The sequence below is a fragment of the Psychrobium sp. 1_MG-2023 genome, assembly GCF_030689115.1.
Taxonomy (GTDB): domain Bacteria; phylum Pseudomonadota; class Gammaproteobacteria; order Enterobacterales; family Psychrobiaceae; genus Psychrobium.
On sequence record NZ_JAUYVJ010000015.1, the window covers coordinates 41,222 to 66,381 of the forward strand.

25 protein-coding genes and 1 pseudogene are annotated in these 25,160 nt (G+C 39.5%); 12 read left to right on the forward strand and 14 right to left on the reverse strand.

All coding sequences use genetic code 11. The features are described from left to right. Nucleotides 1–238: 238 nt before the first annotated feature. Entirely contained in the window at nt 239–397 is a 159-nt protein-coding gene (locus Q8W26_RS09525; protein ID WP_305473195.1) for a hypothetical protein, read from the forward strand. A 160-nt stretch (nt 398–557) separates the two neighbouring features. Here Q8W26_RS09525 and Q8W26_RS09530 read toward each other — a convergent pair whose 3' ends face one another. Continuing rightward, on the reverse strand, nt 558–2,549 hold the full coding sequence (locus Q8W26_RS09530; RefSeq protein ID WP_101215480.1) for a flavohemoglobin expression-modulating QEGLA motif protein: 1,992 nt from the start codon (nt 2,547–2,549) through the stop codon (nt 558–560). Further along, the gene (gshB, locus tag Q8W26_RS09535) at nt 2,533–3,579 is read right to left on the reverse strand and encodes a glutathione synthase (protein ID WP_101215481.1); all 1,047 of its coding nucleotides are present in this window, start codon (nt 3,577–3,579) and stop codon (nt 2,533–2,535) included. Before gshB ends, Q8W26_RS09530 begins: the two co-directional genes overlap by 17 nt. Before the next feature lie 299 nt (nt 3,580–3,878). On the opposite strand from gshB, the gene Q8W26_RS09540 reads away from it, so the two are divergent. Continuing rightward, entirely contained in the window at nt 3,879–4,709 is an 831-nt protein-coding gene (locus tag Q8W26_RS09540; RefSeq protein ID WP_101215482.1) for a LysR family transcriptional regulator, read from the forward strand. Between the two features lie 106 nt (nt 4,710–4,815). On the opposite strand, the gene Q8W26_RS09545 is transcribed toward Q8W26_RS09540, so the two are convergent. Continuing rightward, nucleotides 4,816–5,370, reverse strand: coding sequence for a helix-turn-helix domain-containing protein (locus Q8W26_RS09545; protein ID WP_305473198.1), 555 nt, complete (start codon nt 5,368–5,370; stop codon nt 4,816–4,818). Between the two features lie 203 nt (nt 5,371–5,573). Further along, nucleotides 5,574–6,035 carry a carboxymuconolactone decarboxylase family protein gene (locus Q8W26_RS09550; protein ID WP_101215483.1) on the reverse strand — a complete coding sequence of 154 codons (462 nt, stop codon included), beginning with the start codon at nt 6,033–6,035 and terminating at the stop codon, nt 5,574–5,576. A gap of 131 nt (nt 6,036–6,166) precedes the next feature. Here Q8W26_RS09550 and Q8W26_RS09555 point away from each other — a divergent pair, with 131 nt between their 5' ends. After that, nucleotides 6,167–6,292 carry a hypothetical protein gene (locus Q8W26_RS09555; RefSeq protein WP_305473200.1) on the forward strand — a complete coding sequence of 42 codons (126 nt, stop codon included), beginning with the start codon at nt 6,167–6,169 and terminating at the stop codon, nt 6,290–6,292. A gap of 30 nt (nt 6,293–6,322) precedes the next feature. On the opposite strand, the gene Q8W26_RS09560 is transcribed toward Q8W26_RS09555, so the two are convergent. After that, complete coding sequence (locus Q8W26_RS09560) at nt 6,323–7,084, reverse strand: hypothetical protein (RefSeq protein WP_101215484.1); 762 nt, start codon at nt 7,082–7,084, stop codon at nt 6,323–6,325. Between the two features lie 262 nt (nt 7,085–7,346). Next, nucleotides 7,347–7,445, reverse strand: coding sequence for a hypothetical protein (locus Q8W26_RS17930; RefSeq protein ID WP_370694273.1), 99 nt, complete (start codon nt 7,443–7,445; stop codon nt 7,347–7,349). Between the two features lie 87 nt (nt 7,446–7,532). On the opposite strand from Q8W26_RS17930, the gene Q8W26_RS09565 reads away from it, so the two are divergent. The 3 genes from Q8W26_RS09565 to ppiC all read left to right on the forward strand — a co-directional run bounded on the left by Q8W26_RS09565 (nt 7,533) and on the right by ppiC (nt 9,550). Then, nucleotides 7,533–7,826: a helix-turn-helix transcriptional regulator gene (locus Q8W26_RS09565; protein ID WP_101215485.1), complete on the forward strand. Its 294-nt coding sequence runs from the start codon at nt 7,533–7,535 to the stop codon at nt 7,824–7,826. Then, entirely contained in the window at nt 7,826–9,151 is a 1,326-nt protein-coding gene (locus Q8W26_RS09570) for a type II toxin-antitoxin system HipA family toxin (RefSeq protein WP_101215486.1), read from the forward strand. The genes Q8W26_RS09565 and Q8W26_RS09570 overlap by 1 nt, the downstream gene beginning before the upstream one ends. Before the next feature lie 120 nt (nt 9,152–9,271). Next, nucleotides 9,272–9,550, forward strand: a complete 279-nt coding sequence (gene ppiC, locus Q8W26_RS09575) for a peptidylprolyl isomerase PpiC (protein WP_101215487.1) — start codon at nt 9,272–9,274, stop codon at nt 9,548–9,550. Between the two features lie 115 nt (nt 9,551–9,665). Here ppiC and Q8W26_RS09580 read toward each other — a convergent pair whose 3' ends face one another. The 3 genes from Q8W26_RS09580 to Q8W26_RS09590 all read right to left on the reverse strand — a co-directional run bounded on the left by Q8W26_RS09580 (nt 9,666) and on the right by Q8W26_RS09590 (nt 12,618). Beyond that, complete coding sequence (locus tag Q8W26_RS09580) at nt 9,666–10,379, reverse strand: transposase (protein WP_101215488.1); 714 nt, start codon at nt 10,377–10,379, stop codon at nt 9,666–9,668. Nucleotides 10,380–10,490: 111 nt separating this feature from the next. Continuing rightward, a complete protein-coding gene (locus Q8W26_RS09585) occupies nt 10,491–11,426 on the reverse strand; it encodes a helix-turn-helix domain-containing GNAT family N-acetyltransferase (protein WP_101215489.1) in 936 nt (311 codons plus the stop codon). Nucleotides 11,427–11,733: 307 nt separating this feature from the next. After that, on the reverse strand, nt 11,734–12,618 hold the full coding sequence (locus Q8W26_RS09590) for a LysR family transcriptional regulator (RefSeq protein ID WP_101215490.1): 885 nt from the start codon (nt 12,616–12,618) through the stop codon (nt 11,734–11,736). 95 nt (nt 12,619–12,713) lie between these two features. Between Q8W26_RS09590 and Q8W26_RS09595 the strand changes: the two genes are divergently transcribed. Continuing rightward, entirely contained in the window at nt 12,714–14,135 is a 1,422-nt protein-coding gene (locus Q8W26_RS09595) for an MBL fold metallo-hydrolase (RefSeq protein ID WP_101215491.1), read from the forward strand. A gap of 43 nt (nt 14,136–14,178) precedes the next feature. On the opposite strand, the pseudogene Q8W26_RS09600 reads toward Q8W26_RS09595, so the two are convergent. Further along, a pseudogene (locus tag Q8W26_RS09600) lies at nt 14,179–14,427 on the reverse strand (energy transducer TonB); the annotation flags it as partial. Between the two features lie 280 nt (nt 14,428–14,707). Here Q8W26_RS09600 and Q8W26_RS09605 point away from each other — a divergent pair. Next, nucleotides 14,708–16,867 carry a M3 family metallopeptidase gene (locus Q8W26_RS09605; RefSeq protein WP_305473207.1) on the forward strand — a complete coding sequence of 720 codons (2,160 nt, stop codon included), beginning with the start codon at nt 14,708–14,710 and terminating at the stop codon, nt 16,865–16,867. A 600-nt stretch (nt 16,868–17,467) separates the two neighbouring features. Here the strand turns inward: Q8W26_RS09605 and Q8W26_RS09610 are convergent. The 3 genes from Q8W26_RS09610 to Q8W26_RS09620 form a co-directional block, all read right to left on the reverse strand. Then, nucleotides 17,468–17,668 (reverse strand): hypothetical protein, encoded by a 201-nt coding sequence (locus Q8W26_RS09610; protein WP_101215494.1) that lies wholly within the window; start codon nt 17,666–17,668, stop codon nt 17,468–17,470. 108 nt (nt 17,669–17,776) lie between these two features. Then, nucleotides 17,777–18,067: a DUF2846 domain-containing protein gene (locus Q8W26_RS09615; protein ID WP_370694274.1), complete on the reverse strand. Its 291-nt coding sequence runs from the start codon at nt 18,065–18,067 to the stop codon at nt 17,777–17,779. A gap of 420 nt (nt 18,068–18,487) precedes the next feature. After that, nucleotides 18,488–18,883 carry a hypothetical protein gene (locus tag Q8W26_RS09620; RefSeq protein WP_101215495.1) on the reverse strand — a complete coding sequence of 132 codons (396 nt, stop codon included), beginning with the start codon at nt 18,881–18,883 and terminating at the stop codon, nt 18,488–18,490. Nucleotides 18,884–19,267: 384 nt separating this feature from the next. Here Q8W26_RS09620 and Q8W26_RS09625 point away from each other — a divergent pair, with 384 nt between their 5' ends. The 4 genes from Q8W26_RS09625 (at nt 19,268) to Q8W26_RS09640 (ending at nt 24,448) form a co-directional block, all read left to right on the forward strand. After that, nucleotides 19,268–19,504 carry a hypothetical protein gene (locus tag Q8W26_RS09625; protein ID WP_101215496.1) on the forward strand — a complete coding sequence of 79 codons (237 nt, stop codon included), beginning with the start codon at nt 19,268–19,270 and terminating at the stop codon, nt 19,502–19,504. 334 nt (nt 19,505–19,838) lie between these two features. Further along, nucleotides 19,839–23,363, forward strand: coding sequence for an AAA domain-containing protein (locus Q8W26_RS09630; RefSeq protein ID WP_101215497.1), 3,525 nt, complete (start codon nt 19,839–19,841; stop codon nt 23,361–23,363). A gap of 207 nt (nt 23,364–23,570) precedes the next feature. Further along, a complete protein-coding gene (locus tag Q8W26_RS09635) occupies nt 23,571–23,777 on the forward strand; it encodes a DUF4172 domain-containing protein (RefSeq protein WP_101215498.1) in 207 nt (68 codons plus the stop codon). 488 nt (nt 23,778–24,265) lie between these two features. Then, nucleotides 24,266–24,448 (forward strand): hemagglutinin, encoded by a 183-nt coding sequence (locus Q8W26_RS09640; RefSeq protein ID WP_101215499.1) that lies wholly within the window; start codon nt 24,266–24,268, stop codon nt 24,446–24,448. 56 nt (nt 24,449–24,504) lie between these two features. Here the strand turns inward: Q8W26_RS09640 and Q8W26_RS09645 are convergent, their stop codons facing one another. Further along, complete coding sequence (locus Q8W26_RS09645; RefSeq protein ID WP_101215500.1) at nt 24,505–25,032, reverse strand: DNA methyltransferase; 528 nt, start codon at nt 25,030–25,032, stop codon at nt 24,505–24,507. Nucleotides 25,033–25,160: the final 128 nt, after the last annotated feature.

Below are 25,160 nucleotides of genomic sequence, written 5' to 3' on the forward strand. Positions count from 1 at the left end.
CATTTTATATCAATGGTATATCAATGGGGTCATATCAATGGGGTCAGAGTAGTTGATTCCTATCAATGGGGTCAGAGTCGTTGATTCCTATCAATGGGGTCAGAGTCGTTGATTCCTACCAATGGGGTGTCTAACGAGCCTAAACACCCGAGTAATTAAGAAGCTAACAACGTCACTGTAGATTCAATTGGTCAACGCAACACTTTTGTGAAAACATTAGTTAGCAGAGGAAAATTTAATGAAACGTTTTCCCAAGGCACAACAACACATACAAATTCTCCAGTCTAAAGAGATAAACCTTAATAAGATCGGTCACTTTGGTTTGTTTAAACCTGAAAATAAGGCGGTATGGCGAGCGTTAATAGTGAGCCGCTTAGATAAGTATAATCAAAACTAATGTGGGGTTATTGGATTTTAAATAGGTTCAGAAGGTTACTAAAGTAAACTCGCTAACAATATCAAAGCGTATTTTAGACAATGAAAAAGCCTCGAATAGCGAGGCTTTCATTAACCAACCAACTTAAACCACTTATAAACAATTGATACTTATCATTAATCTATTTTATTGAGTTTACAATAAAATCGAGCACTTTATCGTTTGAAACTGAATAGGATGTATCAAATAGCGACACAGGCTTTTGTAACATACCACGCTCGACCATCTCAGAAACCACATCAAAGTCCAACAAGCCTGTTTTACCGACTAATAAATTATCAATAGAACGTTCTTTAGCAACATTTAACACGTCTCTAAAGCCAGTGAGATACAAGTAATCTTTCGTGAATCCACCACCTCGATATACGCGAGTAGTTAAAGTAAAAGCAAACTCTTTGTCTAAAGAAAACTCATTCATTAGCGCATGATAAGTTTTTACAAAGTCACCATGTTCTAACATATATTGAACAGCGACTACCCTTAACGCTATCGTTTTTAACCGCTTAATTGTTAAATTACCAGAACAATATTCACTATATAAAGCAATACCTTCTTGCGTGTGAGTGTTACCAGGCAAGCCTAAACTAAACACTTTTAATGGATGTTTTTTGGCGTTAATCGTTGTCAGCATATGAATACCTAACTCGTGATAAGCAAATGCGTGCAACTCTTTTTCCGTAAACTCAGCTTCTTTGTTGATCAGTAATAACGCTTTTTCATTGTTCACCATCGCTTTAGCAACAATTTTTGCTGACTTTTCTATCTTACACTTTAGCCCCCATTTTTGGGCTTGATGCTTAAAGTATTCGATAGCATCATCGGCATTAAGTGTCATATCAGGTTCAACAAATTCTTCTTCATTCAAGTGCAAAATAAAGCGCGCATTCGCTATATCAATTTGATTAGGCTCACCATAATACTTAAGAGAGTTATAAATAAAATCATCAGTACCGATAGAAGTCAGCAAATCGATTTTACTGGCTAAATTATCAATAACATGACGATACAGTTGAGAAATACCGGCATCATAGATATCGTCAACAGGCAGTTTATAAAGGTTTTCACGAAATTTATAAGGATTTAAATTTAGCTGTTTATAGTTAAAGTTTGGAGCGATATAACTATTTTTTTTAAGAAATCGACTCTTTTGAGCAGCCAAATTAATAGGGTTAATAAAATTAAGTGTTTCAACACTCTTACACAGTGAAAATAATTTTTTGTCTAATTCAATAACTTCAGGGCTAATATTTGAAGACAATATATCGGCTTTCTGAGTACGTGTTTTTTTTGTATATCTACGCATAAAAAAAGCCGCAGTTTCACTGATAGCATCTTTAAACCCAGCCTTAAGGTCTTCAAGTACCAACGGGTACACTTCACCGGAAGTTTCATCCATAAACACTTTTTTTACCTCGACAGGTAACACTAAGGTATTATCAAAATGTGCATTGATATGAGAGATCAAATAACCTCTACCATGAAAAACTTCATCAGTTGCCGCTCTTAAGTCAATGTTAGGTAAAGCAATCTTATTGAGCTGTCGCTCAAATTGACCAATCACTTTTCCCCAGCGCTCAACATCTATTTGACCAGACCCTATGTTAAACGTTGGAGTATCCATCTCTATGCGTTTGTAATTATATGAATGAATATCAAAAATAATGGCGTTACCAAATTGCTTTTCAATAACCGACACTATCGCTTCTAGTACGTTGTAAAACGATTCATGTTTAGCATGACTAATAGCACGCTGCTTTTGGGTTAGTGGCTTTTGCCAAACCTGCTTATTCCATGCTGTCTTAAAGTAGGTGGATAGTGTTTTTGCTCGATTCAAGTCATATTCAAAACGAGAGTCATTGCCAATCAGTTGAATAGGAAATGAAGAAATTAACTCATCGGTGTACGGATCTTCCTCATAAAAACGCTCTTGCTTTGATAGCAAGAACGAATTAGCTAATTCAGAGCGGAGTTGATGTCCATTGTGAATGGCAGCGCAAACAAGCGGGGTGTACTCATCAATTTTTATAATATATGAGCCATTGTTAACTTCAGCGTGGAAACACTCTCGTTTCTTGATGCGTTGAATACACTCTTTCTCAGACAGCGTTAGCATCTTCGATTACCTTTCTAAACTCAGTTTTTCGGTTCATAACAAACTCTTTGGCATGCACAACACTTTCAACAAAGTCGATAACTTGCGCTTGAAGTTTGACTCTATTTAGCTTGTTAATACGAACAATCCCTCCAGGACTTAACACATTAACCTCAATTAACTTTCCACCAATAACATCAATGCCGGTAAAATAAAGACCATCACGAACAAGTTTAGGGCCAATGTACTTACAGAGTTTTTTCTCTTGGGCAGTAAGTTTATGCTTCACAACATTCCCTCCCGCATGAACGTTCGAACGAACATCGTTTGAAGCAGGCACTCTTTTCATCGCCCCAATAGGCTCACCGTTTAGCATTAATATGCGTACATCACCTTCTTCGGCACCGTGAACATATTCCTGTAAAATAACATAGTTACTGCCTTTACCAAGCTCATCACCACCGATATAAAAATCCAGCAATGACCTAAAGCTTTGACGCGCGCTTTTCTCTAATACAATGACACCTCGACCACCGTAACCGTCTAACGGCTTTAAGATCATTTTGTCGCTTTGTGACTCTTCAAAAATGCGTTCGAGGTAATCTCTATTTTTGGAAACGTGTGTCGCTGGAATAAATTCACTTTCAGTATCCTGAAAAGATGCTGTATAAACTTTATTATTAGCTACACGTAATCCATCGAGGTCATTCATGATGAATGTATCACCACGTACTGAGTCTAAAAAATTTAGCGCTAATGTGTCTAATGGTGGATTGGCACGCATAATAACAGCATCAAAGCCAGCGATCGGCAGTTGTGCCCGCTTAAAGTTAGCGGTTTTATAAAAGCTAGGAATGTTATCTGAATATTTTGTTTTATTAGTAAAAACATCACAAAAAGCACTGGCAACACTGTCACGAATAGTTAAGTTATTAACCGTAGAAAGCGCTACGGTATGACCCCTTTTAACACATTCATGAATTAGTCGGAGGGTGGAGTCGGTCTCAGGTTCGATACGATCCCAAGGGTACATAATAAAACAGATCTTCATTGTAATAAGCCTGTAGAAAGGATACATCTCTATTAGTATCGTTATTTTTTTCGGAGCATACAGAAAACTTGTGATTAAGGCTGCTAAAAAAAAATTGTCGTCACGTTAAAAATTATTTATAAATAGCTTCTCATAAACATTCTAAAAATATTGAAAATCAGACAAATTAATATTGGTAGTTCTAAATAGCTAATTTTGTACCATGACACATAACCACCAACACGAAAGCACAATGTAATTAAGCAGAAATAGCAGTAACGGAAAAGTCTGAAAAATCATTATTTAACTTGGGTAAAAACATGGACATTAGAGTCTTCAAAACCTTTATAGAGGTGGCTGAAAACAAGCACTTTGGCAGAGCAGCAGAAACCCTATACATCACACCTGCCGCCGTGAGTGCTCGGATCAAACAATTAGAAGAGTTTTACGCGACCCAATTAATTATTCGTGAGAAAAACAACCTAAGATTAACCCCTTCAGGAGAGGCATTACTTTCACACGCCCATCTAATGATAAGCCAAATGGAACAATCAAAAGTTGCACTATCCATTGCCAATCAACAGAAAATCTCTTTTAATATCGCCGCCACACCAAATGTTTGGGATGCATTCTTCAGCAATAGAATTCACGATGCTATTGAACTGTTCGATAATGTATCGCTCAGCACGGAGATTTCTGTTAGGGAAGCGATTCAACGAAAGTTAGATGATCGGAGTCTTGATGTCGGTTTGTTGATGGATCCAATCAAAGATAACGAATTCACTAACGAATTAATTGGCCACTTTGATTTATCTCTGATTGGCTCACACGCAAATTATGACCGAGACGTAGAAGATTACATCCTCGTTGATTGGGGAATCACGTTTCAAAAAGAGCATGCGCTTCATCACAAGGTGATACCTAGCTTTAAAACATCAACTGCCATGATTGCCCTTGAGGTAATTTTATCAAAAGGGGGTTTTGCCTACCTGCCCACAGAGCTAATAACTGATCATTTAACGTCTCAAGAGTTATTTGAAATTGAAGCACCAGTGCAAATAAAAAGACCAATATTTATGGTATATCGAAACAATAACGCCACAAATGAACTAATCACTCAATTCAAAAATCTACTTCTTAGAATTCAATAAGAAATAATTTAACTGTTTATCAATGGTATCAATGGGGTCTATCAATGGGGTCAGAGTCATTGATTAGTTAACGATAAAATATCTCTTGGTCTTACTAAATTGCTGTTCATAGCTGCCCCGGTGTAATGCATGCAATGGTGCGAAACTCTCGCGTCATATGAGCTTGATCGCTAAAGCCAAACTGTTGAGCGACACCTGCCAAATTGGCACCTTGACGTTGCCGCAAATAACAGATGGCTTTTTTAATTCTTAAGATACGCTGATAATGCTTAGGGGTCATGCCCAACCAGTGTTTAAACAGGCGCTCGATTTGCCGTTGACTTAATTCAAGATTGTCACTGAGTTGCCCTGGTGCGGTATCTTGTTTGATGCACGCCAGTGCTTTTTCCAAAGAATCAGGGATCACATTGGTAAAATCGAGGGTTTGCTCTGCCCACTGATACAAAGCGTCTACCTTTCTCTCGTTACCTTGTAGAACTTGAAGCTCAGCGTACATCTGATAGAGGTTATACAGCGTATCTTGCTCGGGTAATAACAGGGTTGGATTGTCGTAGTGCTGCCCTAAAACACCATAGCCAATGGCCGGGTTAAAACGAATGCCAGCCACTTGGGCGCCAGCTTCAAGCACGATGCGCTCTGCCTGCTTTTTTATCGGCAGCATGATGACCCCCTGCGGTAACACTTCCCCCCCCAATCCTCACGCCGCCACACAGGTTAAACATAATGCCACTGCCTGCATCAGAGTAAAGTGGCTTCGTAACCGCATCCGGTTGAGGCACAGATGCTGACCATATTCCCTGCACAAACGCAGACAGCGGCCCCGATGGATGGGACAGCTGAAAGTTAAATGCTGGCGTCACTAATTTATTGCGGTTTATAACTTCCTACCTCAGGTTTAAAGGTTTTTGCCACTCGGTTCCAGCTGTTAATGGCATTAATTGCAAAAGTTAAATCGACAACAGCTTGCTCACCCAATGCCTGTATCACTTGCTGATAATATGCTTCTTCTGTTGATTTACCGCCGGTTAAATGTTCAGCCCAACCCAGTGCAACAAGCTCTGTTTCAGAATAAAATGGCATATCACGCCACGCATTCAAGCCCATAATACGCTCCTGAGTTTCACTGTGGCTCAGCGCTTCTTTACTGTGCATGTCGATACAAAAAGCGCATTGGTTAATTTGGGACACTCTCAGTTTAACCAACTCCCAAATTGCAACTGACATTGTCGCTGACGCACTAAATTGTTCACGTAAATAGTTTTCCTGCTCCATCAGGATCTGTATCTCTTTGGATGCCAGTTCAAAGTAGTTTGCGCGTAAAATCATATCTTATCTCCTTAGTTATTGTTAAGGCAAAGATAACCAATGGCACAACACAGATATTGAATATTTTCGACATCTGGATAATTTAAATTGGAGGGATTGATAGTTTTAGCGCTATCAATGGGGTCATATCAATGGGGTCACATATCAATGGGGTCAGAGTCGTTGATTCTATCAATGGGGTCAGAGTCGTTGATTCCATTGATTGTGACCCCATTGATTGTATTTTAGAGACCAAATTCACTATTCCACTACAATAACTTCAGAGCGAAACAGGTCATTCATGATAATTAGTCATTAATCACTGGAGGGGTAGATCTTTGCCTTCCTAACCCTATTTTCATATTTTCAAAATCAAACATTACTGTTTCGAAGGCATCAAAAAAAGTCAATCCAAGAGAGGCATCATAGTGATGACGTGAAAAGGCTCCCTCGTTGTATACGACCTGAAACTTAGTACGATATGCTCTGCCATCAATTGTGAACTCGGTATCTGCTATTTGGGCTTTCACTGTTAAATGACTATGCGTACCGATAATAGTTGCTTCGTTTACTGTTTGCGGTAGGTTACTTTTCATCCTGTCAGTCAGCTTATCATAATTAATCATACTGAATGAGGCGCCAGTATCTAACAACACGCGAAAAGGCGTTTCCTCTACCATAATATCAGTGACAAGTTGCAATGGCGTTATTACTTCAATGGAGTGCCATGATTGAATGTCTCCACAATGTTCAGGGTTAAAAAAAAGCCCATCATCTCTGAGGCAAAACTGATTAAACCTCATTAAATAGTCAAGTCCTAAAATCGGCGACGAAAATGCGTATTGACGACTAAATGTCGCTCTTAATTGAGTTTTACCATGGCCAAATAGAGAAACATTTTCTAAAAAACCAAGTTTACTAAGAGTTGCTTTGTCACTAATATCTGTAACCTCGATACCCATAAAATGCTTTTGGTGCTCTTTAAATTGAGAGTAAGGAAACTGACTTGTTGAGGAGCCAGTGTCGACGATAACGTCGACGAGCTGGTTAGCTACTTCTATTCGCGTCATTAAAGTTTCTGTATAAGTATCAATGGGGTCATATCAATGGGGTCATATCAATGGGGTCATATCAATGGGGTCAGAGTCGTTGATTCCATATCAATGGGGTCAGAGTCGTTGATTCTAAAATCTAGCATAGTTGGGTGTCTAACGAGCATAGGCAGCCGAATAATTAAGAAGCTAACAACGTCACGGTGTCATTTAGATAGTGCATAACAAGCCTCGATTGGCGAGGCTTTCAATATGCGAGCATAGATATCAACGACTCTTATCAACGACTCTGACCCCATTGATTGACTTTAGATTCAGTTGGCTCAGTCATTAATGTGCCAGCGACTGAGAATGACATTGTTGATGCATCAAAATACATATAACAGCCTATAAGTTGTTATTCTAAAATACAGCTTATATACTGTATTTAACAAATACAGCCTATACCTTGTTTTTTGGTGACAACATGAATTATACAATTAATACCTTAGACCAGCTTAAACCTATCTTAATAGGGTTTCGTAAGTCACATGGCTTATCACAAAAAGCACTTGCAGAAAAACTTGGTATAAGCCAACAAAGTTATCAAGCATTAGAAAGTGCGCCGCAAAAAGTAACGCTAGAACGTTTATATAAAGTACTAAACGTTTTGAGTGTTAAATTACAATTTGTCGATAATAAAGAAATAGGTAATGAAAATACTAACGACAATTTAAGAGATAAACCCCACCCTCAAAATGACCTGCAGGATGAGTGGTAATGGCTCAACGCAAACTCAATTCGTTAGCGCTATGGATGAACGGTGAGTTAGTAGGTCATTGGCGCGTAAAATCCGGCGTGGATGAATTACAGTATGCCGATGAATGGTTAACTAATCCGCGTGGTCGCCCTTTGTCTTTATCGCTACCATTCACCCCTGGTAATCAGATTATTAAAGGGGAAAAGGTTTCATATTACTTCGATAACCTACTACCAGATAGCCGAGATATTCGCGAACGCTTAGCAAAAAGGTTTAATACTGGCAGTGTTAAAGTTTTTGACTTGCTTGTTGAGCTTGGTCGAGACTGCGTTGGCGCAATTCAATTACTCCCCGAAGGCCATCAACCCAAAAATATTAAACAGATTCAGTATAAGCCGTTAGATGAATCAAAAATTGCAGAAAAACTCACGAACGTTGTCAACCTCTCCCCCTTAGCTCAATTAGACAGCGATAATGAATTACGCATATCACTGGCTGGTGCACAAGAGAAAACGGCATTACTTTGGCATAACAATCAATGGTGTGAGCCATTGGGTGAAACACCAACCACGCACATTTTCAAGTTGCCAATGGGGTTAGTCGGAAATATGAAAGCGGATATGCAATCATCGGTTGAAAACGAGTGGCTTTGCTCAAAAATAATGCCCGAGTTTGGTATTCCAATTGCTCATTGTGATATTGGTATTTTTGAAGGAACGAAAGCATTGATTGTGGAACGGTTTGATCGCAAATTATCAGCTGATGATTCATGGATAATTCGTTTACCACAAGAAGATTTTTGCCAAGCTAAAGGTGTCTCATCACTGCTTAAATACCAAAGTGATGGTGGCATCAACATTGATGACTGCATTAAACTATTATCAAATAGTAATAACGCTAAGATTGATAAGCAGAACTTTTTTAAAGCTCAAATTATATTCTTCTTGTTAGCTGCAACAGATGGTCACACCAAAAACTTTAGCATTACGCACTTACCAAACAATCAATACAAATTAACACCTCTTTATGATGTATTATCGATACACCCATTGATTGGTAACAAAGCAAACCAAATAGCTAAACAAAAAGTTAAAATGGCGATGGCCATCCGAGGCAGTAAAAACTATTACCACTTAGATAAAATACAGTATCGGCATTTTATTAAACAAGGAACAAGCGCCGGGTTCACAGAGCAAGAAGTTGTGGAGATGATTAACACTGTAGTAAACCAAGTAGACTTAGTTATCGAGAATGTTAGTAAACTCTTACCACCTGACTTCCCCAAGTCGCTATTTAATAAAATAACTACAGGCATGAAGTCTCAAGCAAAAAAGCTAGATATTTAATTTCAGCCACTGGTCCCTACCCTCATATCAACGGGGTCAGGCAACCACCATCAACAAAGCCTAGTACAGAGCAAACCAAGCCCTAGGCTTTTTAAAATTTTACTGCTATTTGAGGTTATTATGGCAAGAACAGCATCAGCACTACATATTTTGGTAAAACACAAAGAGCAAGCACAAGACATCTTAGCGCAACTGAAAAAGGGAGTTAAATTTCAAACTCTTGCCAAAAAGCACTCCAACTGCCCATCGGGCAAAAAAGGCGGTAGCTTAGGGGAGTTTAAACAAGGTGCAATGGTGCCGGCGTTTGATAAGGTCTGTTTTACTGGCGAGCTCCTAAAACCCACCTTAGTAAAAACTAAGCACGGATGGCATATCGTCAAAGTGCTTTACCGCACCTAAACTCAATGACTCACCCTGCACTAGCGACATCATATTACTAACAATAGAGTGTTTTAAGTGTATCAATGGGGTCATATCAATGGGGTCATATCAATGGGGTCAGAGTCGTTGATTCTTACTTCAAACGCTTTTCTGTAAACACCACTGATTTTCTGTCTCCGCCCTTGGGTAGTGGAGATGCTCGCCGACCTGAAAGTACTTCAACTTGTTGTTTAAATTTTTCACTTCCTAGAACCCACATTTTATCTGTCGCCGATTTTATTTCCTCTAACGTTATGGCTGGGATTTCATCGGTAAATAGTATGCGATATCGCTCTTGCCGTATTATAGGTGTTGACCCTAGGTCATGGTATAGCGCATGTTCAGTAATCAAATCGATATTCTTTCCTGCTCCGTTATGTTGATAACTTGACCAAGTATACTCAACGGGATGCTCGACCATTCCGGCTCTAACAGGGTTTAACTCGATATAGCGACTCACCACTAAAAAATAGTTATCACTATCAACTAGCGTTGACTTGTATCGACCTTCCCAAAGAGTCCCGGTACGTTTGTATGCTTGATTGAAATATCGAACATAATAGCGGCCTAGTGATTGCATTAACTGACTCACGCCTTTCCCTGTGCTTGGCGTTACCAACAAGTGCACATGGTTAGTCATTAAAACATACGCGTGCACTTTGACTTCATGCAACTTGGCATAATGTTTTAGCTTGTCTAAATACACAACATAGTCATCGGCTTCAACAAACGTCACCTGTCGATTGTTGCCGCGCTGCACAACATGCTGTGGGATATTTGGGAGATTTAACCTCGGGAGTCTGGCCATAACCTAAACTAGTCCATTAGTTTATCGTTATTTAACTATAGACTACTAAATCCTATCAAGATAACGAAATCAACGACTCTGACCCCATTGACCGTTAGTTACAAGCTAACTCTAAAGATACAACTCCATCTGCACATTACAGCGCTCATAAGGCGATGCAGGCCCATCGATATGTTTAAAGCCCAATTTAACATAGAGATCAACCGCATGAACCAAGATATCATTGCTCTCTAAATAGAGTCGTTTAGCTCCTAACTGACGTGCTTTCTCTATAATCTTTTGCCCTAAGACTAAACCAATGCCTTTGCCACGTGCTGAAGGTGACACCGCCATTTTGGCCAGCTCCCACGTATTCCTATCGTACTTAATTAACGCACAACACCCCACGGCTTCACCGTTATAGAGCGCGATAAGGATGTGACCAGACTGCTCTGTAATATATTGCTCGGGATTATCCAGCGCTTGATAATCTGGCGTTTCAAGCTCCCAATATTGGCTGATCCACTCCACATTCATTTGTTTAAAAGCCGCTTGATACTTAGGTTCATAATCAACAATACGAATTGCGTTTTCGCTTGGCTGCTCATCAACTCTCGAACTCAACGGGTGATACTTCAAGTGTTGTTGCGTCACGTTTAACGCCTGCCACAAGTCGATCCCAGCTTCTTGATTGAGTCGCTGCATCGCTAAATCCACAGCGGCACATTGCTTTTCCATGGCTGGAATCATGTGCTTGGCTCGCTCATTTAATGATATCAGCGTAATACGAGAGTCATCGCTCGACTTAAAACTCTCAATTAAGTCAGCCTTTTTCATTTCCTTAATAATTTTACTTACCGAAACATGCGAATGTTTAATCTCTTTCGCAATATTAACGACCGAATTAGCCCCTTTAGACGCCAAGACATAAAACACCGGAAACCATTTAGGCTCAATATCGAAATTAAACTGCTGATAAATATTTTCAGCATCTTGAGATACCTGCGCTGCTAAATTCCTTAGCGCTGTACCTAAAGCAACATGACCTAATTCATTATATGATTTCATAAAAAACAAACTCCGTAACCAGTTACACATAACTTATCAAAATCGCTTAAATTTTGTCAATAAGGTTTTATCTATAGATGGAGAGGGAAAGTATCAATGGGGTCAGAGTCGTTGATTCCTAAACGACTCTGACCCCATTGATTGGTTGATTCTAAAATGTCGCGTAGTTGGGTGTCTGACTAGCAAAGGCAGCCGTATAATTAAGAAGTTAAAACGCCACGGTGTCACTTAGATAGTGCATAACAAGCCTTGATTGGCGAGGCTTTCAATATGCAAGCATAGATATCAACGACTCTGACCCCATTGATTAAGAGCGAATATACTCGATAAATGCACTCAGGGCTGGGTTTGACATTCTGTTTTCAGGGTAGACTAGCGATACATCAAGAGGTTTAGTATTAAAGTCTTGTAAAATTGGAACTAATTTTCCTGAGTCCAAATAATCGCGCATCATAAAACTAGGCAACCGAGCAACCCCATGGCCTTGTGCAGCAAAAAACGCGACTGCCTCTCCCTTATCAACTTCCAATTCACCAGAAACCGCCACCGTTTTTTCACTATTATTTTCAATATAACGCCAACGCCATGGCTTACGATTAGAGACTTCAATAATACATTTATGGTTAGGTAATTCTTCAGGGTGCTTTGCTATGCCGTATTTTTCAATATAATCGGGGCTTGCAACCGTTAAATTTTCAACTTTTGAAAAGGTCTGAACAATAAGATTAGAGTCTTCTAACCTGCCAATGCGAATCGCTACATCAACTCCCTCTTCAACCAAATTAACTTGCTTGTTTTGCTGATGCCAAGATACCTGAATGTTTGGATATAGGCACATAAAATCACTAATTTTTTGATCAATACCTAACCCTTGGGCATTCTCAGGACTGGTAATTTTTAGCTTACCTGAAATAGTTGACTTACGGTGATTAAGTCCCATTTTAAGACTATCTAATTGCGCTAAGATGTCTTTAAACTCAACAATAAAACGCTCCCCTTCAGCCGTTAAGTGCATTGAGCGTGTATTACGATGAAGCATTTTACAATCGTAATATGACTCTAAATCCGCAACATTTTTACTAATCGCAGACGTTGCCAAATTTAACTTTTCTGATGCCCCACTAAAGCTTTTTTCCTCAACGACAGCAATGAATATTCGAATCGTTTTAACTAAATCTATCTTTCTTTGCAACAGAAATGTCCTTTCTCATTTTTGATATGTTTTAAATGTCCTAATAACGATAACCTTTTTAAACACTTATACCTTGCAATACAATAGGAACATCAATGAAGTTGTCATCTACCATTCCTCTCGCTTATTTACTACTTTGCTTACCTTTATCAGTAGCGGCTGAAGTGCGTTCAGATACTGTGTTGATCACAGATCTAAAAAAACACTACGCGTTCACCAAACAGCTTCAAAAATTATCAGTGACCTATACTAAGCAACGAGAAACGGTATTTCAAAGTAATAAATTAGATCAACCTTTCACGATTAATAGCAACTATGAAAAGTTGTTTGATTTAAGCAAAGGGCAATTTTACTATCATCAAGTTCATCATTATCCAGGCAACTATATATTTAATGACATCATTGTTCATCAAGAAGGTAAATCTATCCTTTACGATGTAAATGGTTTCACCAAGGGTAAACAACTCCAATACCTAGATTACAACCAAGCGGACTTTCATCAAGACTTAGCTGAAGATATTGATATTTTTTCAGCACATACTTTTTTAAGTGATGCAGATTCAAAAAATACGACAATCAAGCGAAGTGATACTTGGGCAGAGCTAACGAAGAGTAACGCCGAAGAGGAGCAGCTAACCTATAGATTTAATTTACAACCGATACAGCTTGTTTCTGTCATGCAGCACCAATCAAAGAAAAAGACAGAGTATACTAATCCAGTGCAAAAAATGGGGCTAACTTATGCCAGCAAGGTCCGCCGTTTCACCAAAGGCGAACTAAAAAGTACCGTGAACATCACCAACATAAAAGAAATCCCTCATATTAAACAGACGATGTTAGCTATTCCACAAGGCTATGGACCATTTGTAGACACTAAAAGAAAACCACTCGAATGGGTTAAACTTGCCAATGATTTATACCTCATTAACCATGTAGCAGGTAATCGCCATGTATTAGTAAAAATGGATAGCAAGGGATTAACACTCTTTGGTGCACCGGCCTCAAGTAAAGTATCTGAGCAAGTTCAGCTGCTAATCAATAACAACTTACCCATGAAAAAAATCCATTCAGTATATATTACCCATGGTCACAGTGATCATATGGGGGGTGTTGGCTATTTTGCCGAGCAAGGTATTACTGTTCTTGCTGACAAATATAGTATTAGAGCACTAAAGGCCTTTCCTCGCTTTAAAAAAACAGCAACAAATTGGAACTACTCAACTCTGAAACATAAACAAACAGTAAATGGCGTAACGTTTTACCTGCCTAAAAACTCACATAGTGATGGACAAAGCTTTGCTTATTTTCCAATGTCAGAAATTATCTATCAGGGAGACTTTTTAGAAATACCATTTGATAACAGCTTGCCAACTCACATGGCCGATGTTGAAAAAGAGTTCATCGAATTTCTCTATAGTGAAAAAATCGCTTACAAACGCATTGTTGGCCACCATAGAAACAACAATATGACACCTGAAGTTGTCAACGCGTATTACAAGGCTCACCATCCAAACTAAATGAGTTATCTAATCAAAGTTAATGATTAATGCTATGTGTTAATCATGACACATTAGCCTCATCGACAAGCCTAGCAAACTTGTCGATGTGCAGCGCTGCATACAACGGTCTATCACGTGATAATCGGAGGTCGAGATTAACCATGTATCTCCATTGCTTAAGAGCACTAATCCCTTCTGCTTCAAAGTAGCCTTTTGGTGTTGCTTCGACGACTTTGATATTGATTGGAACCCCTGAGCAATTCACATCAAATTGCAGTACTAAATCACCAGAAACTCCGGCTTTGATGACCTCGACAGGATATTAATAGCCTTTTCTGAATATGAACTTAGGCTTAGCACTAGTGTCAGTTTTTAGGTTCAACGGCTTTTCTGTTATCTCTCCGTGAAGGTGACCCATTTACCCACCACAAGGGCGAACCATCGCTGATTCACCCTTTCTCAATAAAGAATAGTTGTGACAGTCCCTTCATTTCCTTTGTATCCCCCTTGCAAATATAATGTTATAACATAACACTATAATGGTAATCAGTTTCCACATTAAACAAAACTAAAAACGAAGAGAAACAATAATGAAAAAAGTATTAGCTACAGCGATTAGCTCTATTTTATTGATGTCTGGCTGCTCAGAACCAAGCCAAACAGCTGCACCGACACAAGCGCAGCAAGCATCCTCAGTAGATGCGCAAATCATAAATCCGCTATTCACTCGTAGTGCATTGCAATACCAAACGCCAAATTTCGATCAAATCAAAGATGAACATTTCTTACCAGCGTTTGAAAAAGGTATTGCTGAGCAAATGGCTGAAATTAAAGCTATCGCTGACAACAAAGCAGCACCAACGTTTGAAAATACTATAGTCGCTATGGAAAAGAGTGGTGAGCTATTGACACGCGCACAACGTGTTTTTTATAACTTAGTCGGTACTGATTCAAACCCACAGCGCCGTGCCATTCAAAAAGAAATGGCGCCTAAATTGGCCGTTCACGGTGACAATATCAGCTTGAATAAAGATCTTTTTAAGCGTATTGAAACCATCTATCAACAGCGAAATAGCTTAGATTTAACAGCAGAAGAAGTGCGTTTAATTGATGTTTATTACAAACAATTTATCCGTGCTGGCGCTCGATTAAACGAAACGCAACAACAGCGTATTCGAGAGATCAACAAAGAACTTTCTAATCTTGGCACCCAATTTAGCCAAAACATCATGGCGTTAATCAAAAGCAACGTAGTATTGGTAAAAGACAAAGCACAACTTGCGGGTTTATCTGATACACAACTAGCGCACCTTGCTAAAGCGGCAACAGAAGCGGGTCACGACGGCCAATACCTTATTAAGATCACCAACACGACCAGACAGCCAATCCTAGCCGCACTTGAGAACCGCGACTTGCGTGAAAAAATATGGCGTGCTTCAGCTGAGCGTGCTCTATCAGGTGAAAACAGTAATCGTGATGTTGTCCCTTCTATTGCAAACCTTAGGTCAGAACGTGCTGGGTTACTTGGTTACGACAGTTACGCTCACTTTGGCTTAGAATCGCAAATGGCCAAAGAGCCGCAGGCTGTCCTTGATATGTTAACCAGCATGGTGCCTTCACTACTAGACAACGTCGAAAACGAATCAGCTGCTATTCAAGCGAAAATCGACGCCTCAGGTAGCAACTTCAAGCTAGAACCTTGGGACTGGTTCTATTACGCTGAGCAAGTGCGTAAAGAGAAATACAACCTAGACGAAAATGAAGTAAAAGAATATTTTGAATTCAACCGTGTCTTGGAAGACGGTGTATTCTTTACCATGAACCGTTTATACGGCATAAGTTTCAAGCCACGTCCTGACCTACCGGTTTACCACGCTAACGTAAAAGCCTATGAACTGCTGGACGAAGACGGCACAAGTCTAGCTATTTTCTATGCTGACTATTTCGCCCGTGAAGGCAAGCGTGGTGGTGCGTGGAAAAGCGCTTTCGTCAAACAATCAGGCCTTGATAACCAGCGCCCTGTTATTGTCAATGTCATGAATATTCAAAAAGCACCAGAAGGTAAGAAAACATTAATTAGCTACTCGGAAGCAACAACAATTTTCCATGAAATGGGGCACGGTATTCACGGCATGTTGTCGCAAGTTAAGTACCCTACACTATCCGGTACATCAACTTCACGTGACTACGTTGAGTTCCCGTCCACGTTTGAAGAAGACTGGGCAATGCACCCTGAAGTGATTGCAAACTACGCCAAGCATTATCAAACTGGTGAAGCGATACCTAAAGCGCTTTTAGATAAAGTAATTGCATCGCGCAGCTTCAACCAAGGGTTCGACACTTTCGAATATATTGCTGCTGCGCTGGTTGATATGGAATGGCACTCGCTTCCGTCATCAGCAGGTAAACAAGATATTGTTGAGTTTGAGAAACAGGCGCTTAAAAAGCATAACGTCGATGTCAGTTTTATTCCACCACGTTATAAATCAGCCTACTTCGCACACGCAATGGGCGGTTACGCAGCAGGTTATTATGCTTACATGTGGAGTGAGATTTTAGCGGCAGATGCCTTTGCCTACGTGCAAACACAGGGTGGCTTAGATCGGAAGATTGGTCAAAAATACCGTGAAAACATTTTAGAGGTAGGTAACACCCGTGATCTAATGGAATCATACAAAGCATTCCGTGGTCAGGCACCAACCACCGACGCCCTATTAAAGCGTCGCGGTATCAACGTAAGCACCAAGTAAGTCAATAAGGGTTAATCGCTAGCTAACGCGATTGATAGCCAACATAAAAAGCTTGGTAAGCAATTACCAAGCTTTTTTTACGCTCTAATTAAAAGAGTCTTTATAGCTATCCCTGTTACGATTGAATTAGCCGGACGCTTCAAGATGTTTGTGTTTGCTCCGTGCTTTCTTTTGCATATTTTTCACTATATAGCCACTATAATCTATATAGTGACTTAAGCTCTCCTTAGTCATTTGAAGGGTTGAATAGTTGGGAACACGCAACAATTTATTATTGATATTTCGGTAGTTTTATTTTTTACGACGCAAGGATAGCGGTATTAACTAAATCTTGTACTACACTCGCCTTTGTTATATTTAGCTAACCAAGGTAATTTATGACTCGGACTATCAATGGGGTCAGAGTCGTTGATTCCCGATTGATTCTAAAGTGTAGCGCAGTTGGGTGTCTAATGAGCCTAGGCAGTCGAATAATTAAGAAGCTAACAACGTCACGGTGTCATTAAGATAGTGCATAACAAGCCTCGATTAGCGAGGCTTTCAATATGCTGGCATAGAGTTAAGGATATCAACGACTGATTACCCCATTGATTAATGGGATTATAATCCTTTATTGAAGTGTCCGGCTAATTCACCCACAACAACATCAGATGATTTAACACGGATATGGCGACCACTCCAGTCGACTAACTGAGAGTAAGCAGCATAAGAAAATGGAGTGGCATTACTATTTGCACTGCTAAAAAAATGACAATAACCTGCTAGGTTCTGGACGAACACCCATTGACTAATTGCGCACACGTTGTTGCTTTTTATAGGAGTGATATTGCATTATTAGCTTTTGAATCGAAGTAAGACAAGTGACAGGCAAAAATTTCATCATAACATTTCTGCCTGTCCTGAATTATGTTATGAACTACATTTACCTTTTTTAGCCATATCTAGCTTTGAAACTTCTTTTTGGCCTTTACCCTCATCAACAAGTTCAAGGCCAGCACCGCCAACAAATACTCCCATCTTGATATACTGGCTTACAAAGTAGTTTTTACCACTTTCAGTTTTAACCAGCAGGTCATTTGGTGAAAATTCCGACTCTGTTGATAGCTTATGCTCTGCTCCACCTTTATCAATGGGGTCAGAGTCGTTGATGCTAAAATGTATCGTTGTTGGGTGTCTAACGAGCCTAGACAGCCGAATAATTAAGAAGTTAAAACGTCACGGTGTCATTTAGATAGTGTATCAATGGGGTCAGAGTCGTTGATTCCCGATTGATTCTAAAGTGTAGCGTTGTTGGGTGTCTAACGAGTCTAGACAGCCGAATAATTAAGAAGTTAAAACGTCACGGTGTCATTTAGATAGTGCATAACAAGCCTCGATTGGCGAGGCTTTCAAGATATCAACGACTCTGACCCTATTGATTTTAAAAAACTCAGCTATATGAGTCCCTTTATCAAAGGACAACATATTGAATTGCCTTTTGACGGAAGTTATAAGATGCTCTCAAAATACTTAAAGCACTTAAGCTCACTTGGTCTTATTAAACCAGCAAATACTCGTGGTATGTATAACCTAAGCTTCAATGGTCCACATGACGCTATCAACGCCATTATACCGCTCTACTCATATTAGCTTGAATGCTTTTATAAAGTTTTTAGGATGTTGATGAAATCTGACATGTCCTTTGGCATTCAATCGTTTTCGAGTTTGTCTGAATGGCGGTGTTATATACCCCCAGTTTCCAACTCTGGAGAAGTAAATAACATAATCAATTTTTGCATCCCCCCATTTATTTTCAACTAGGATATCTTCTTCATTTGATTCAACTGATTTAACTTGAATACGATAAAAATAATCGCCATCAGAGATGACAAAATCTGTTTTTAGTCCGTGATCGATCATTGGCAAGAAAACATCCCAACCATCATTAAGTAACCAGCTTGCTGCTAGTGTTTCATACGAAAGGCTTTTATAGTGCTTTAAAGATTGATTTGCTGGTGTTGAGTTTTTTACAGGCATAGTTATATCCGATATAAATTAATGCCGTATGCCAGTGGGTCTTCAGCTAACGGACAGGGATTCCGTTTGGAATTTCCTTAATTTAAATATCACCATACAACCGTAAGGGTTTGTATCTAATAGCGAAGGCTGCCCGCCTTGCATTTCCCCTAAATGGGTTAGATGCATTAACACTATTATCAGACTGAGGAGCCTGTGATAAAGCTTAACTTAAACTATCAAAAGATAGTTAAGCCATCAAGAGAAATCTCCTCTCTGTAAACGCTTTATTAGATCCTCTACCGGAAACTTGTGCCTGTCTCATATTTTTTGAATCGCCTTAACGCACAGAAACAAAAGGCTTTTGAACATAGCTGCACCGCACTAAAAGAGCTAGGAGTATGCGTGAATGTCATCGATGGTATCCATAGTAAAATCATATTTGCAGACAATAAATATATGACGGTTGAATCATTCAACTGGTTTAGTGCAGCTAGAGAAGGAGAATATGCCAATGTTGAAACGTCATTAGTTTATGCAGGCGATTTAGCTAAAGAAACAAAAACTCATATCGACTTTCTCAACAACCGAATTTTCAGGCTGTATGTTAAAGACAGTGAATCAACAGAAGTCATTGCCTAAAGTTTTTTAATGACCACAAATTAACTATTACTAGCAGAGATAAAACTTAGAACCCCTAATGAGGGGGCCAGTTTTACTGCACCACTACAGCTTTCAATTATGCGAGCATATAGATATCAACGTCTCTGACCCCATTGATTTGGATTAGCGAGGCTTTCAAGATATCAACGACTCTGATATCAACGACTCTGACCCTATTGATTGATATTTACGTTTTGTTGTCATGCTTATTTTGATTATTGTATATATGTCAAAAGCCCCATATATAAATATTCGATTAAATGGTAACTTGTTAATAGAACGAGGGAATTAGACAAATATGAAAGGAAGCAGTATGGATGACTTGAGCTGGATACGGTATTGGCGGAACTCTCTTGCCGATGCGGATAGTGGTAAAGGAGCTTTAAAAAAAAGAGACCTTAACGGTTATCACCCTACCAAACGAACTAATTTTTCTTTAGGTATGTTAGAACCCAGCGACCAAATATTAGAAAAGCTTTTTGCTGATGAAAACGACAATGTATTGGTTATAAAAGCGCATTACCGACCCGTCCTTTATACGATCACAAAACAGCATCGGCAGGATTATCGTGGTACAACACCTCAAGTTCTATCTCCTGTTATTTGCCCTATATGGATAACTCGCGAAGGTTTGTTTTTCTCAGCCGGAACCCCCTATATTCCTAGGGATATTTTAGCTCCTCAAGCCGATGATAAATTTACTATTGCCGCAGTATCTGATCTGGATGACTTCCTTACAACTCATTCTACCCCTAGCTATTCAGACGATGAAATTGTGTCTGCAATCCAATCAGAAGAGACTATCGCTGAGCAAAGCAAACTGTGGACACAGTACTATGAACTAGCTCAGGGTCTATTTAGGGACGTTTGCTCAAAACAAAAAATTTATGAGTCTTACACTTTGTTGGAAAATGGTGTCATTGGGAAAATAGATGATATCACGGGCGCATCTACCCATATATTAAGCCTTTATGACAAACTAACAGATTCTAATCACTCTTCACCACTTTTCCACTCTTATGCGACTCAATCCGTTTCAAGCCATGAGGCCTGTCTAATTTCTTCTGAAACCATCGCTGATAGACTTGGTCATTCGAATGCACAATTTCCTTTGGCTAAAGCACAGCGTGATGCATTGTCACATGCACTAAATATGTCTGACTCAGACATATTGGCAGTCAATGGTCCTCCAGGAACAGGAAAAACAACGTTTGTTCTGTCTGTTGTAGCTTCATTATGGATTGAGTCAGCGCTAAAAGAAGCAGAGCCGCCGCTAATCATCGCAGCATCCACAAACAACCAAGCAGTTACAAACGTCATTGATGCATTTGGAAAAGATTTTGACGAAGGAAATGATGAACTAAGTGGTCGATGGTTACCTGATGTTTCCAGTTACGGCGGATATTTTCCTTCAGCCCAAAAAGAAGACGAAGCTTCTAAAAAGTATCAAACACGCAGTTTCTACTCTCAGCTAGAAAGTTTAGAATACCTAGACCGCGCTGAAACTCACTTCATTGAACGTGCTCAGGCATCTTTCGCAGAGATGGATTTTGAGAATACCACGGAGATTAAAGAGCATCTGCTCAATCAACTAAAGCTCAATAAACAAACGCTAAACCACATTCAAATTTGTTGGGAAAAATACTCTAAACAAAAGCAAGTTATAGAAAACCTACTAGGAATCGAACCGGAAAAGACTTTAGAGGGGCTAAAGCAAGAGCTTGAATGCGCTAAAAGCTTGCAATCAGTCACCAACATTAGCTTACTCAACTGGCGAAACTATCTTAGTGATGAATCTATTTGGCTATCTATATTCAGTTGGCTTCCTTTTGTGCTAGTCAAACGCGAAGCGCAACGGAAAAATTTTATTCATCAGTCTCTCTGCGTTACAGCCAATAAATTACAATGTCTGCCCGAAAATCTAGAAAGCGCAATAGAAAAAGTTCTAGCAGAACAGAAAATATACATCGATGAACTAACCACCACTTATCAACAGTACCTGCATCATTTTCAAACATTTAAGAAATCAGAAGCTGAATGGAATTTAAGCACGAGAACCACTTTTCCTGAATCTAGCTCGATACCATCTTTGGAGGAGGTAGATTCTGCTCTTGATATTACAGTACGATTTAGAATGTTTAGGCTTGCTGTGCACTATTGGGAGGCTCGATGGCTGCTCACTTATAGAGGTGAAGAGGACAAACTGGAAGGGCTAGCGAATAAAACGGGGCTCAAGGCCGTACTTCCCAGATGGAAAAGGCGAATGATGTTAACACCGTGTATCGTATCTACCTTTCATTCTTTGCCGTCACACATGACCTATCAAGCATACGCAGGGGAAAGTGACTTTAGGACGGAGTATTTGATTAACGAAATCGATCTTTTGATTGTTGATGAAGCTGGTCAAGTGTCACCAGATGTTGCTGGAGCATCATTTTCATTAGCGAAAAAAGCATTGGTGATTGGAGATATTTACCAGATAGAGCCTGTTAGACAACTCAATGCATGTATCGATATAGGCAACCTTAAGCAATCTAAACTCATGACAGACAATGACGAATATGAGTCTATCCAAGCGTCAGGAAGAAGTGTCGTGACAGGTAGCGTTATGCACCTTGCACAACGAGCAAGCCGCTACCACTACAAAACAAAAGCAGAACCTGGAATGTTTTTACAAGAACATCGCAGATGCTATGACGAACTCATATCCTATTGTAATGAACTTTGCTACAGCGACCTGTTAATAGCGAAGAGAGGCTCGGCAAACCTAGAATCACCCTACCCGCCTTTCGGTTATCTTCATGTTGACGGCTTAGCTGAGCTGTTTGGTGGAAGCCGTGGCAACAGATTAGAAGCTGAAACCATCGCTTCTTGGTTGGCGAGTAACCGCTCCAGAATTGAAGAGTACTTTGAAGAGCCACTAGAGAAAGCTGTAGGTGTAATTACCCCATTCTCAGCCCAAGTAGCTGCTATCTCAAGTGCCTGCAATGATTATAATATTCCAACAGGCAAAGCTGAAGGTCAACTAACCGTAGGTACAGTGCACTCATTTCAAGGCGCCGAGCGTAAACTCGTTATTTTCTCTCAAGTCTACACTAAACATAGTAATGGGAGTTTTATTGATATAAATACCTCCATGTTAAATGTAGCTGTGTCGAGGGCTAAAGATAGCTTCTTAGTATTTGGGGATATGGATATCATTGCCGCTGTGCCCAAGTCTAAACCGAGAGGCCTTTTATCTAAATACTTGTTGAACCAAGCTTCAAATGAACTCAAATTCAATACCGGAAAAAGACCCGATTTACTTCAGTTTTGTGGCCAGCCTAAGTTGCTACATAATGCCGATGAACATGATGCATTCGTTATGCAACTGCTAGACAAAGCGGTACAAAAAGTAGATATCGTTTCGCCTTGGATTATCTATGAAAAACTAAAAACGACAGGGATCTTAGCTAAACTGCAAAGCTCCATTAGCCGAGGAGTGGCGATTACCATTTATACAGACAAACACTTCAATACGACAGTCTCTAATCGCCTTAACGCACAGAAACAAAGGGCTTTTGAACATAGCTGCACCGCACTAAAAGAGCTAGGAGTATGCGTGAATGTCATCGATGGTATCCATAGTAAAATCATATTTGCAGACAATAAATATATGACGGTTGGATCATTCAACTGGTTTAGTGCAGCTAGAGAAGGAAAATATGCCAATGTTGAAACGTCATTAGTTTATGCAGGCGATTTAGCTAAAGAAACAAAAACTCATATCGACTTTCTCAACAACCGAATTTACAGGCAGTATGTTAAAGACAGTGAATCAACAGAAGTCATTGCCTAAAGTTTTTTAACGACCACAAATTAACTATTACTAGCAGAGATAAAACTAAAAAACCTAATGAGGGGGGCCAGTTTTAGTGCACCACTACATTACTAAAAAACTTTAACTGGGCAGCTTTAAAAGCAAGATCAAAGTGAGTTAATTAACCTACTTAATCGTCTCATTATTTGATACGATTAATTCAAATAAACGACTCAGAGATACACTATGTGGATATGGCAGCATAACAATTGGCCTAACTTTATTTATAACAGCGCCGCTATCATGCCAAGGCTAGAGTCATGTATTCAAACAGTATCACCACTAAAACAATTCAGTGAGCTACTTTCATTAGAGCAGCGTTTAGATTGGGAAGCGTCAATATTACTCGACGAAATCCTTGCCTCAGCCAAAATTGGATATCAACGACTCTGACCCCATTGATTGTGACCCCATTGATTGGACAGCCGAATAATTAAGAAGCTAACAACATCACGGTGTCATTTAGATAGTGCATAACAAGCCTCGATTGGCGAGGCTTTCAATATGCTGGCATAGAATTAAGGATATCAACGACTCGATATCAACGACTCTGACCCCATTGATTAGACCCCATTGATTAGGGACAGAGTCGTTGATTCTAAAATGTATCGTTGTTGGGTGTCTAACGAGCCTAGACAACCGAATAATTAAGAAGTTAAAACGTCACGGTGTCATTTAGATAGTGAATAACAAGCCTCGATTGGCGAGACTTCCAATATGCTAGCATAGATATCAACGACTCTGCCCCATGGATTGCAAAGACTGGCCTTTTAATTAGCAGCGATTTAGCTTTTATTATAAACAATTTACGCTTGGGTCTTGAAAAATAAAATTTTAACCTTAAATAATATAAGGAGATTAAATCAAAAGGAGAAGATAAGATGTCATCGTTAACGCAAGCAAGATGCCCTTGCCGTGGTTGTGATAAGGTTGCTCGCAATGAAACCGAAGTCGACGAACTTTTCGGGTTACGCGATATGGGGGATGGGACAATAAGAGTTCAATCATATTGCCGTGAATGCCGTAGCCTACATTGCAAAGCATCCGAACCACAATGTAATTAGCACCACATATTCAGGTAGGATCCTGATGTACCTGCCTTCTAATAGTTTGCTTCTTGTTACTTACTAATAATGTGACTTATTCCATTTGGTATCTCGGAAAATCGATTTCCTCGATCCCATATCATCCACATGTATTCGCAACTATCTGAACCACCATTAACAAACCTAGGCCTGGGAACAATCACTGGCGTTTTATTTGGAAAACCAACCTCAGCCCAAAAGTCGACCCTGCATCGCGAACCTAAGAAATTTACTCTTTGCAAGTAAGCTAAAGTTCCATCAGGAGCTAATTCAGACAGTGACTTTCTTATAAAGTCAATTGTAAGGCTAAATGGTGGGTTCGTAATAATCACGTCCTGTTGCTCAAAACTAGTACTCAAATAATCGACACCTTCATCAATTTCAGCCCAATATTTTTGATCCTCAGGAAGCGGGATTCTGTCGAATATATTTTTAGTGCCACGGCAAGGTTCCAAGAACTTATCATTAGGCCTTAATGTCAGTTGACTTATTAGTGCTTCAACTGTATTAACTGGAGTTGGATAATTATCCCTAGCAACTTTATTACCATTAGTACTGCTCACAAATATTTTCCTTATTATTTATCGTTAATACGTTGATGAATAGCAACCCTCTCGATAGTGCTGCTTATCATAACGGTGCGCGATTATACTAGAAGAACATATAACTGTGTGAACAAATGATTCAATCA

Bases quoted from the DNA above. Each gene is read 5' to 3' on its own strand.
- Q8W26_RS09570 (WP_101215486.1), top strand. From the start codon at position 7,826: ATGGCTCAACGCAAACTCAATTCGTTAGCGCTATGGATGAACGGTGAG.
- ppiC (WP_101215487.1), top strand. From the start codon at position 9,272: ATGGCAAGAACAGCATCAGCACTACATATTTTGGTAAAACACAAAGAG.
- Q8W26_RS09585 (WP_101215489.1), bottom strand. From the start codon at position 11,426: ATGAAATCATATAATGAATTAGGTCATGTTGCTTTAGGTACAGCGCTA.
- Q8W26_RS09560 (WP_101215484.1), bottom strand. From the start codon at position 7,084: ATGACGCGAATAGAAGTAGCTAACCAGCTCGTCGACGTTATCGTCGAC.
- Q8W26_RS09605 (WP_305473207.1), top strand. From the start codon at position 14,708: ATGAAAAAAGTATTAGCTACAGCGATTAGCTCTATTTTATTGATGTCT.
- Q8W26_RS09640 (WP_101215499.1), top strand. From the start codon at position 24,266: ATGTCATCGTTAACGCAAGCAAGATGCCCTTGCCGTGGTTGTGATAAG.
- Q8W26_RS09525 (WP_305473195.1), top strand. From the start codon at position 239: ATGAAACGTTTTCCCAAGGCACAACAACACATACAAATTCTCCAGTCT.
- Q8W26_RS09540 (WP_101215482.1), top strand. From the start codon at position 3,879: ATGGACATTAGAGTCTTCAAAACCTTTATAGAGGTGGCTGAAAACAAG.
- Q8W26_RS09545 (WP_305473198.1), bottom strand. From the start codon at position 5,370: ATGCTGCCGATAAAAAAGCAGGCAGAGCGCATCGTGCTTGAAGCTGGC.
- Q8W26_RS09635 (WP_101215498.1), top strand. From the start codon at position 23,571: ATGTGGATATGGCAGCATAACAATTGGCCTAACTTTATTTATAACAGC.
- Q8W26_RS09565 (WP_101215485.1), top strand. From the start codon at position 7,533: ATGAATTATACAATTAATACCTTAGACCAGCTTAAACCTATCTTAATA.
- Q8W26_RS09550 (WP_101215483.1), bottom strand. From the start codon at position 6,035: ATGATTTTACGCGCAAACTACTTTGAACTGGCATCCAAAGAGATACAG.
- Q8W26_RS17930 (WP_370694273.1), bottom strand. From the start codon at position 7,445: ATGTATTTTGATGCATCAACAATGTCATTCTCAGTCGCTGGCACATTA.
- gshB (WP_101215481.1), bottom strand. From the start codon at position 3,579: ATGAAGATCTGTTTTATTATGTACCCTTGGGATCGTATCGAACCTGAG.
- Q8W26_RS09555 (WP_305473200.1), top strand. From the start codon at position 6,167: ATGGGGTCACATATCAATGGGGTCAGAGTCGTTGATTCTATCAATGGG.
- Q8W26_RS09530 (WP_101215480.1), bottom strand. From the start codon at position 2,549: ATGCTAACGCTGTCTGAGAAAGAGTGTATTCAACGCATCAAGAAACGA.
- Q8W26_RS09630 (WP_101215497.1), top strand. From the start codon at position 19,839: ATGGATGACTTGAGCTGGATACGGTATTGGCGGAACTCTCTTGCCGAT.
- Q8W26_RS09595 (WP_101215491.1), top strand. From the start codon at position 12,714: ATGAAGTTGTCATCTACCATTCCTCTCGCTTATTTACTACTTTGCTTA.
- Q8W26_RS09580 (WP_101215488.1), bottom strand. From the start codon at position 10,379: ATGGCCAGACTCCCGAGGTTAAATCTCCCAAATATCCCACAGCATGTT.
- Q8W26_RS09620 (WP_101215495.1), bottom strand. From the start codon at position 18,883: ATGCCTGTAAAAAACTCAACACCAGCAAATCAATCTTTAAAGCACTAT.